Annotated in this window: 9 protein-coding genes; 3 read left to right on the top strand and 6 right to left on the bottom strand. The window is 68.2% G+C overall.

Features of this window, described 5'->3' with window-relative positions; all coding sequences use genetic code 11:
- Positions 1-143 precede the first annotated feature (143 nt).
- The gene (locus FPV16_RS17150) at positions 144-377 is read right to left on the bottom strand and encodes a hypothetical protein (protein WP_227439587.1); all 234 of its coding nucleotides are present in this window, start codon (positions 375-377) and stop codon (positions 144-146) included.
- On the opposite strand from FPV16_RS17150, the gene eno reads away from it, so the two are divergent.
- The 3 genes from eno to FPV16_RS17135 all read left to right on the top strand — a co-directional run bounded on the left by eno (position 358) and on the right by FPV16_RS17135 (position 3,043).
- Positions 358-1,647, top strand: a complete 1,290-nt coding sequence (eno, locus tag FPV16_RS17145; RefSeq protein WP_018043794.1) for a phosphopyruvate hydratase — start codon at positions 358-360, stop codon at positions 1,645-1,647. The genes FPV16_RS17150 and eno overlap by 20 nt on opposite strands.
- 164 nt (positions 1,648-1,811) lie before the next feature.
- Positions 1,812-2,228 (top strand): thiol-disulfide oxidoreductase DCC family protein, encoded by a 417-nt coding sequence (locus tag FPV16_RS17140; protein WP_227439586.1) that lies wholly within the window; start codon positions 1,812-1,814, stop codon positions 2,226-2,228.
- A gap of 158 nt (positions 2,229-2,386) precedes the next feature.
- Positions 2,387-3,043: a DUF1345 domain-containing protein gene (locus FPV16_RS17135; protein ID WP_227439585.1), complete on the top strand. Its 657-nt coding sequence runs from the start codon at positions 2,387-2,389 to the stop codon at positions 3,041-3,043.
- A 14-nt stretch (positions 3,044-3,057) separates the two neighbouring features.
- Here the strand turns inward: FPV16_RS17135 and FPV16_RS17130 are convergent, their stop codons facing one another.
- The 5 genes from FPV16_RS17130 to FPV16_RS17110 all read right to left on the bottom strand — a co-directional run bounded on the left by FPV16_RS17130 (position 3,058) and on the right by FPV16_RS17110 (position 9,113).
- Entirely contained in the window at positions 3,058-3,939 is an 882-nt protein-coding gene (locus FPV16_RS17130; protein ID WP_227439584.1) for a WecB/TagA/CpsF family glycosyltransferase, read from the bottom strand.
- A complete protein-coding gene (locus tag FPV16_RS17125) occupies positions 3,936-5,900 on the bottom strand; it encodes a GumC family protein (protein ID WP_227439583.1) in 1,965 nt (654 codons plus the stop codon). Before FPV16_RS17125 ends, FPV16_RS17130 begins: the two co-directional genes overlap by 4 nt.
- Before the next feature lie 322 nt (positions 5,901-6,222).
- Complete coding sequence (locus FPV16_RS17120) at positions 6,223-7,101, bottom strand: polysaccharide deacetylase family protein (protein ID WP_227439582.1); 879 nt, start codon at positions 7,099-7,101, stop codon at positions 6,223-6,225.
- A complete protein-coding gene (locus tag FPV16_RS17115) occupies positions 7,098-7,901 on the bottom strand; it encodes a class I SAM-dependent methyltransferase (protein ID WP_227439581.1) in 804 nt (267 codons plus the stop codon). The genes FPV16_RS17120 and FPV16_RS17115 overlap by 4 nt, the downstream gene beginning before the upstream one ends.
- A 249-nt stretch (positions 7,902-8,150) precedes the next feature.
- Complete coding sequence (locus FPV16_RS17110; protein WP_227439580.1) at positions 8,151-9,113, bottom strand: DUF6492 family protein; 963 nt, start codon at positions 9,111-9,113, stop codon at positions 8,151-8,153.
- Positions 9,114-9,155 lie beyond the last annotated feature (42 nt).

Raw genomic sequence — 9,155 nt, 5'->3', positions numbered from 1 at the left:
TGTCCGCCGCTATAGCGCACCGGGCGCGGCAAGGGAACTCGCCGCCTCGAATCCCCGTATGAAATCAAGGGCGTAGACGCAGCCGAGGAAGTCCGGCCCACCACCCGCTGCATGGCCTCGTTGGATGGCCCGAACCGGCCGTCTCAGAAATTCTCGCGCACTCCGTAAAGATTTGTCACCGTCCGAAGCACTTCGCGCATCGGCGGACGCTTGCCGGAGGCGACATGTTGACGGATAAGCCTGCCCTGGATCAGACCGGTTCCGTTGGCCCATCCCTCCTGGATGAGGGGCGAGCGCGGGATCATGACGGCTCGGCCGAACGCCCGCCGCACCACATCTTGAGAGCTAGGGGCACGCATGACCGCGATCACCAACATCGCCGCCCGCGAGATCCTCGACAGCCGGGGCAACCCGACCATCGAGGTGGACGTCCTGCTGGAGGACGGCTCCTTCGGCCGTGCCGCCGTGCCGTCCGGCGCCTCCACCGGCGCCCACGAGGCGATGGAGCTGCGCGACGGCGACAAAGGCCGTTACGGTGGCAAGGGCGTGCGCAAGGCGGTGGCCGCGGTCCGCGGCGACATCCTCGATGCCATCGGCGGCATGGATGCCGAGGACCAGATCGCCGTCGACGAGGCGATGATCGAACTCGACGGCACCCCCAACAAGGCGCGGCTCGGCGCCAATGCCATCCTCGGCGTGTCGCTCGCCGTGGCCAAGGCCGCCGCCGAGACCGCCGGCCTGCCGCTCTACCGCTATGTCGGTGGGACCCAGGGGCGTGTGCTGCCGGTGCCGATGATGAACATCATCAACGGCGGCGCGCATGCCGACAACCCGATCGACTTCCAGGAATTCATGATCATGCCGGTGGGCGCCTCCTCGCTCGCCGAGGCCGTGCGCATGGGCGCCGAGGTGTTCCACACGCTCAAGGGCGCGCTCAAGAAGGCCGGCCACAACACGAATGTGGGCGACGAGGGCGGTTTCGCCCCCAACCTTCCCTCGGCCGAGGCCGGGCTCGATTTCGTGATGGAATCGATCCAGGCGGCGGGCTTCAAGCCCGGCACCGACATCGTGCTGGCGCTGGACTGCGCCGCCACGGAGTTCTTCAAGGACGGCGCCTACCATTACGAGGGCGAGGGCCAGACCCGCTCGATCGAGGCTCAGGTCGATTACCTCGCCAAGCTCGTGGATTCCTACCCGATCCTCTCCATCGAGGACGGCATGTCCGAGGATGACTGGGCCGGCTGGAAGCTCCTGACCGAGAAGGTCGGCAACCGCTGCCAGCTCGTCGGCGACGATCTGTTCGTCACCAACGTCACCCGCCTGTCGCGCGGCATCGCAGAGAACACCGCCAACTCGATCCTGGTGAAGGTTAACCAGATCGGCACCCTCACCGAGACGCTCGCCGCCGTCGATATGGCGCAGCGCGCCGGCTACACCGCCGTGATGTCGCACCGTTCGGGCGAGACCGAGGATTCCACCATCGCGGATCTCGCCGTTGCCACCAATTGCGGACAGATCAAGACCGGCTCGCTGGCCCGCTCGGACAGATTGGCCAAGTACAACCAGCTCATCCGCATCGAGGAAGGCCTCGGCGCGCAGGGCCGCTACGCCGGCAAGGCCGCGCTCAAGGCCTTCGCCGCCCGCTGACGCGCGGGGGCGAATCCCGAAGTACGGGTCGCCCCCTTCATTACGTTGACAGACGGCCACACCTTCGCTCCCATCGAGGGTGTGGCCGTTTCGCTTGTATCGGCGTTGTCCCTGGACACGGCCTCCCTCTTTGGAGCCGATGAAGAGGGACGTGACCGCCCATCATGACTCCACCCGCCGCACTGACCGTCTACTACGACGGCGCCTGTCCGCTCTGTTCCGCCGAGATCCGGACCTATCGGCGCAGCCGCGGGGCCGAACGCCTCGCCTTCGTCAATGTCAGCGGCGACGACGCCCCCGCCACGCTCGGCCCCGATCTCAGCCGCGAGGCCGCACGGGCGCGTTTCCACGTCCGGGACGAACAGGGCCGCCTCGCCTCCGGGGCGTCGGGCTTCATCCGGCTCTGGCGCGAGTTGCCCGGTTGGGGCTGGCTCGCGTCCCTCGCCAGTCTGCCCGGCATGCCGATCCTGGCCGAGACCGCCTATCGCGGGTTCCTGCCCCTGCGCCCGCATCTCGCCAAGCTGTTCTCCCGGTTCTCGGGGACCTCCTGCGACACCGCCAGCCGCCCACCGAAGGCGTGATACCGGGCCCCGATGAGTCAGACTCATCAGGGCCTGTCGGCGCGACCGCGCGGCGGTGGCCGTCCGCCGGGTCTCAGCGAACCTCCCCTCACGGGGATGCGATGATCGCTCGCAGGGATCCGGGGTTATAGCCGGATGCTGAAGCGCGAGGCCGATCGATGCAGAACCCCTTCCAGGCCTTCCTGCTGCGCCCGCGGCTCCTCGGGGCGATCGTGTTCGCGGTGGTGCTGTCGGTGGCCCTGCCCTTCGCCTCGATCTGGACGCGCCTCCTCGTCGGCTGGTGCGTCGGCGTCGTCGTCTACACCGCCCTGGTGATCTGGCGGACCTCGTCCCTGTCGCAGGACGCCCTGCGCCGGGAGGCCTCGCGGCTCGACGACAGCGCTCCGGTAATCTCGCTCTTCGCCATCCTGGCAGGGCTCGCGAGTTGCGGCGCCGTGGCGATGCTGGTGATCGGAGGGCGGGAGCCGGATGCACCGCGCCTCGCCCACTTCATCCTGGCGGTCATGACGATGCTCTGCGCCTGGGTCTTCGTGCAGGTGATCTTCACCGTGCATTATACCCACCTCTACTATGGAGAGGTCGAGGCGGGCCGGCACCGCGGCGGCTTGGGCTTCCCCGGTGACGAGGACCCGGATTTCTGGGACTTTCTCTACTTCTCCGTCACCATCGGGGCGACGTCACAGACCTCGGATACCGACATCACGAGCAAGACCTTCCGCCGGATCGTGACGGCGCAGACCATCTACGCCTACCTGTTCAACACCAGCGTCCTGGCATTAGCGGTGAACATGGCCGCCGGCTTCGCGCAGCATTGAGCGCGGAGGAGGGGTCAGGCTCCCTTCGCCCGTCTCCCGACGAGATCGCTTTCCTCAGGCTCCGTCAGCGCCATCGCCTCGCCGGTCTTGCCGTCGTCTTGCCGCGCGCGCCGACGGTCGCCGCTGCGCGTGAGCATGAGATAGAGGGAGTGGGGATTGGTGAGACAGTATCGCCAGAACAGACGCCGGGGCTCCTGCACCAGCCGCCAGAGCCATTCGAACCCGATCCGCTGAACCCAGGCCGGTGCCCGGCTGCGGCTTCCGGAGAGGAAATTGAACAGGCCGCCCGAGGTCTTGATCAGGGCGACGTTCCGCAGGAGCGGCCCGTAATCCCGCACGAAGGCCTGCTCGCGCGGCACCCCCAGGGCGATCCAGAGAATGTCCGGCGCCAGGGCGTCGATCTCCGCGATCTTGTCCGTCAGCGCGTCGCCCGCGAGGTAGCCGTGGTGATGACCGACGATGCGCAACGCCGGATACAGGCGCCGCGTCGTCGCCACCGCCGCGCGGTTTTCGTCCTCGGTGGCGCCATAGAGATAGAAGGTCAGGCCCTCCGCGGCGGCCTTGCGGGCGACCTCGTGATAGAGATCGGTGGTGGCGACCCGCACGGGCAGGGCCCGGCCGCCGACGAAGCGTGACACCGTCACCATCGGCTGTCCGTCGGCACTGATGAGATCGGCCGTGTCCACCAGCCTGGCGAACTCGGGATCCCGTGCGTGCCGTGACATCACCTCACCGTTGGCCGAGGTGAAGTAGAGGGGCGTTCCGGGTCTCGGATGGAGGCGCACGGCCTCGGCCATCCTATCCACGGTCTCCTGCATTCCCAGAGCCGCGATCGACATCCCGCCGAGAAAGGTCACGGGAACCTGCCCGAGGACGGCCCGGGACGGCGTCGTCATCGCCCCCCTCCCACCAGGGCGGCAGCGCCCGAAACGCTGAACGATGCGGTCGAGGCGCGCTTCCCCGCGAGGCGTTTGGCCGAGCCGGGTTTGTCGAACGACGGTGTCACGGCCTGTTCCGATTCGAGGGATGGCTTTGGTTTGAGACGAGATTCGGGTTCGGGACGCCCGTGGGATTTCGCCGGCGGTGCTGGCTCCACGGAGCGTGTCGGCTCCATTCGGGCTGCGGGTTCGAAGGCCGGCTTGCTATCCGCCTCCTTGGCTCCGCCCCGAAAGAAAGCCATGGGCGATCGCCGGGGAGCCGGGAGATCGGGCGCCCGGAAGGCGCGGGGAGTCGCGGGGATACGGCTGTCCTTGGCGGCACGCGGCGGGACCGGCGCCTCGACCGAACGGGGCAGCGGATCCGGGTCGGGTAGGCGGGTCGGCTCGGGAGCTTGCTTGGCCAGCGGGGCTTGCTTGGCCAGCGGGGCTTGCGTCTGCTCGGGAGCCTGCGCTGCCGCGAAAACCTGGGACGGCCTGGATACGCGGCCCGGCCGGCCGAAACGCGCCCAGTCATCGAGCAGGGCGAGGAGAACGCCGAGGCCGAGCCCGGTGAATAGGCCCATCACCATCAGTGTGCGCGCGGGCGGCGGAAAACTGCGCATGATCGGCTTCGTCGCCGGGGAGACGACACGGGCATTGCCCATGTCGAGATAGGCCTGCTGGCCGGTTTCGCGCGAGCGGGTGAGGAAGGCCTCGTAGACCGAGCGGCTGGCCTCCGCCTCCCGCTCGAGCTCGCGCAGGCGGATCGAGGCCTGGGCGAGACCGACCGTGCGACCCTTGGCCTGATCGAAGTTTTTCTCCAGGGCGGATGCCGTGGCCCGCGCCTTGGCGAGGTCGGTCTGGGCGGCCTGAGCGAAGCGGGCGACCTCCTGGTCGATGGAGCGCCGCGCCTGGGCGACCTGCTTGACCATGGAGGAGACGGACGGATGACGCGGCCCGAGTTCGTTGGTGAGTTCGGCCTGGCGCCGGGTGAGTTCCGCGTATTGGCCGCGTAGGCCGGCCACGGTCTGCGAGGCGAGGACATCGTCCGTCGCCCCGGCATCCAGGCCGGCGCGGGCGATGCGCTGGCTCTGCTCGACGCGGGCCTGCGCCTCCACGACACGCGCACGGGCGGCGGCGAGTTGCGCGTTGATCTGGGTCAGTTGCTGATCGCTGACGAGGGCGTCGCGGGTGCCCACGAGGCCGGTCTCGGCCCGGTAGGCCTGAACCCGGTTCTCGGCGGCGTTGAGGGCATTACGCAATTCGCCGAGGCGCGCGGTAAGGCCGGAATTGGCGCGGTTGGCGGCGTCGGTCCGGGTGGCGGCATCCTCGGCGAGGTAAGCCGCCACGACCGCGTTGGCGAGGCGAGCGGCCTTCGCCGCCTCCCGAGACCAGACCGAGACGTCGATCACATAGGTCCGGCCCGTCCGGCGCACGGAGAGGCGCTGCTGCAGCTGGGCGATCGCCGCATTCGCGTCGCCCTCGGCATCCGGCGGCGCGTCCGGGCTCCCGAGGCCCAGGGCGGCGCCGATTTTCGCGACGATCCCGCCGCCGGACGCGGCCGCGAACTCGTCGTCCTTGGTGAGGCCGGTGGCATCGACGGCCCGGCGCAACACGCTGCTCGAGGTGATGAGACGGGTCTGGCTCTCCACCACGCTCTGGTATGCGTTGGAATCCTGACCACCGGTGGTCAACTCACGGGAGACCAGATTCAGGTCGCGCGGGTCGATATAGATCTGCGCCTCGGCGGTGTAGCGAGGGGTCAGCATCTTTCCCACGACGAGGCCGATCCCGGCCAGAATGAAGGCGCAGGCCATAATCCAGACGATGCGCCGGCGCAGTGCGGAGAAGACGCCCCCGACGGACAGGCGATAGGCGCTCCGCTCCGGCTCGGCCGCATTGGGCCTGCCGGATGCCGGGGGCTCGTCGTAGACCAACATCAATCGCCTCCCGCCGTCACAAGTTTCGAGGATACACGGGCGCCGGTGCGCACCGGGATTGCCGATGTGACGATCCCGCTTCCGACCGTTCCTGTCCCGACCCGGCACACTTCGTGGCGCGCGCGGCCGAATGCACGAGGGAATAGCAACTGCGAGTCCAGATTAGATTAAATTCTCAGTCGACCATCAATGAATGCGTCACGACGCGACACGATGATGAATCACGTCTTTACGCGGCCCGCCGGAGGCGGATGGGACATCTGACGACATGTTGTTGTCACCACGCCGGGCGCAACGGAAAACCCCCGGGATGCGGTCGGGATCATCGGTCGCGTGGGCCGCCCTTCGCGCGCTGCACCGAGATCTCGCCCGACTGGCGGGATTCCTCCTGCATGGGGCACCGCTCCCCGGCGACACCACGAGTCCGTGCCATCCCCTCCGCGATCGAGACCACCGGAATGCCGCGCCGGCTGGCGGCCGCGATGGTGGACTCCAGCAGGCTGGGGGAGCAGCCGTAGGGGCTCGCTCCCTCGGCGACGTCGTGACCGAAGAAGATGACCCAGCCGTTGCGGGCCACCGCATCGTCCATCAGGCGCGCGAGGAGGCCGGCGTCGAGGCAGCGGTCGAAGAGCGGGTTCGCGCGCAGGAAATAACGGTCGATGCGGCCGGCATTCAGACCCGGTACGATGCTGCGACCCGACCCGTAGGTCCGGCTCAGCACGCGCTTTGCGGCCAGCGAGGCATACCCGTAGGGGAAGGCGAAATTCTCCAGCACCAGCCCCGGCACGAGGGCCGCGAGCGCATCCCGGTTGCGCCCGATATCTGCGGCGAAGTCCCGTGTGTCGAGGGTGGGAACGAGGCTGTGGTCATGGGTATGGCAGCCGATCTCGTGCCCGCGGCGATGGATCTCCGCCAGGGCCTCGGCCCCGGCGACCCGCCAATGCTCGGTGGCGGTGCCAAGGAGGGTGCGGGAGACGTAGAACGTGCCCTTGGCGCCATGGGCGTCAAGGACGGCCGCACCGGTGCTGCAGGCCGTGTCCGGCACGTCGTCGAAGGTGACGCTCACCATCGGGCCATGCAGGCGGGGGAGCGCGGGCGCGGTCGGGACATGCCGCGACAGACGATGCGAGAGCCGGGCCCGCAGCGAGAGCCGGGCCCTGAGGTCGGTCGCGTCGCGATCGAGGATGGCGTCGGGGGTCATTGCGACGTCGGATGCCCGGCCCGCTTGCGCAGCACGAGATGATAGTCTCCGTGCCGCAGGTTGATGCGCCGGCCCACCGCCAGGTTCGCCAGATCCGTGACGCCGTCGACGAGGGCGGCCAGCCGCGGACGGCGCAGCCGCATCTCCGCATAGCGTGGGCTCTCGTAGACGCGCTCATACACGGGTTCGAGTCCGACGCGATCGAGGAACGGCTTCAGCCGGGCCGGCAGGACGAGCGGATGGTAATGCACCGGGAACGGAGGCTCGCCCGGCTCACCTGCCCGCTCGTGGCCGCGGATATGGCGGTAGAACCAGACGTGGAACCAGTGCGGCGAATACTTCGTCACGAGGCCGGAAAGCGAGCGCGGATGCGGGGCGCCGATGAGCAGGAGGCCACCGGGCTTCAGGCATTCGGCGAAACGCTCCATCGCAGCCCCGACATCCGGCAGATGCTCGATGACGTTGTAGCTTGTCACGAGGTCGAAGGTCCGGGGCGTGAATCGGTGGACCTGCACATCGCCGCAGACCACCGTCTCGGCGTAGGCGTTGTTGCTCACCTGGGTCGGATCGATGTCGACCACGGTCACGCGGGAGCGGCGCAGCACCGCGACCGGAAGATAGGAGGACGCCCCGCCGCCGGCCTCGTAGACCGAGACCTCGCCCGCCGGAAGCAGCGCCTCAAGGATTTCGTGGACCTTCGCGAGGCTGAACCCGGCCTCCCCGGCCGGCATCTCCGTATCGTGGTGAAGATCCTCCAGCGCGACCTGCCGCGCCATTGTGGCGGTGTCGTCCTGTGCCATGGCCTGCATGCTCCGTCTCTATTCCGTCGTGATGGCGCGAGACGGGATCGAGGACTTCTGCGAGAGCATGGGAGGGGATCCGCCTTCCTTGAAGTGCGTCGGCCGTGCCCTCGCACATGACACGCCAATTCTTACTTTTCCAAGTACCGGGCTCGCGGAAACGCAATCGTCCTCATGTCGATCGTCGTCATCCTTAATTCCCCGCGGGCGCTCTGCCTCAACAAGTCGAGGCGCAGGGGGAGGGCCGCGTCATGCCGCCTCCGTCCGCTCGGGACGCTCCGCTCCATCCCCGGTACGGAACACGTCGAGGCTCGCGCGAATAGTGGAAAGCGGCGTCGATCCGAAGGACTGGATGCAGAAGGCCCGCTCCGTCGGGGTGGCGGCTTCCAGCATCGCAAGGATGTCGGCCCCGCTCAGGGCATCGTCGTCCCAATGGGTCCGGCAGAAGCTCTGCGTCGTCACCGCGTGGCGCTCCATGGCCGAGGGCGTATGGGCGACGAAGGTGCCGTAGATCATGTATTCCGAGAAATTGCGGTCCCGACACAGGGCAGCGACCCAGCCATGGCCGGTCACCGCCTCGATCCGGTCGGTCATCGCCCGTGCCGTCGCCTGATCCCAGATGATGATCTGGTCGATGTAATCGTCGGCGGGCACGCTCTGCGCCCTGGTGCCGAGGAGGCGGCTTGCGGTGCCGATCCAGAGGATATGCCGGGGCCGGTTGGCCACGACACCGCCGGGATGGACGTGGAAGGGTGTCGGGTTGGGCTCGGCCAGGGCGGCGAGGTCGAAGTCCCGGAAGAAGTAGATGTCGGAATCGATCAGGCAGTAGCGCGCTTCCGGCAGCCGGCGCGTGGCCTCGATCTTGACGATCTGCTGGACGTGCCAGCCGCTGACCGGCTTGCCGAAGGGCGTGAGCCAGTAGCGGCGCCCGCGCCAGCGCAGGACGGGAATCGGCCGCATCCACCAGGGCAGGAACTGAGACAGCGGCAGGATGCGACGATCGGGGCGGGCAAAACGCGCGAACAACGCCACGTCCTTGTCGTCGACGATGACGTAGTGACAGCCGCGCGGCGTCGCGTGCCGGTCGATGGTCTCGAACAGCAGAGCGCACCGCTCGAGATCACCCCGGTGGCTGAGCGTGATCAGGCCCACCGTCTCGGCCTGGTCCTGCCCTGCGGATGCGGAGGCACGATCTCCAGTCTCGGCCTTCATACGCACCTCCTTCGATCCGCCGCCCTTCATCGGGAGGACCCT

The organism is Methylobacterium sp. W2 (assembly GCF_020662345.1).
Classification (GTDB): domain Bacteria; phylum Pseudomonadota; class Alphaproteobacteria; order Rhizobiales; family Beijerinckiaceae; genus Methylobacterium.
Note: the sequence above shows the minus strand (reverse complement) of the source record. Positions and strands in the feature narration are given on the sequence as shown.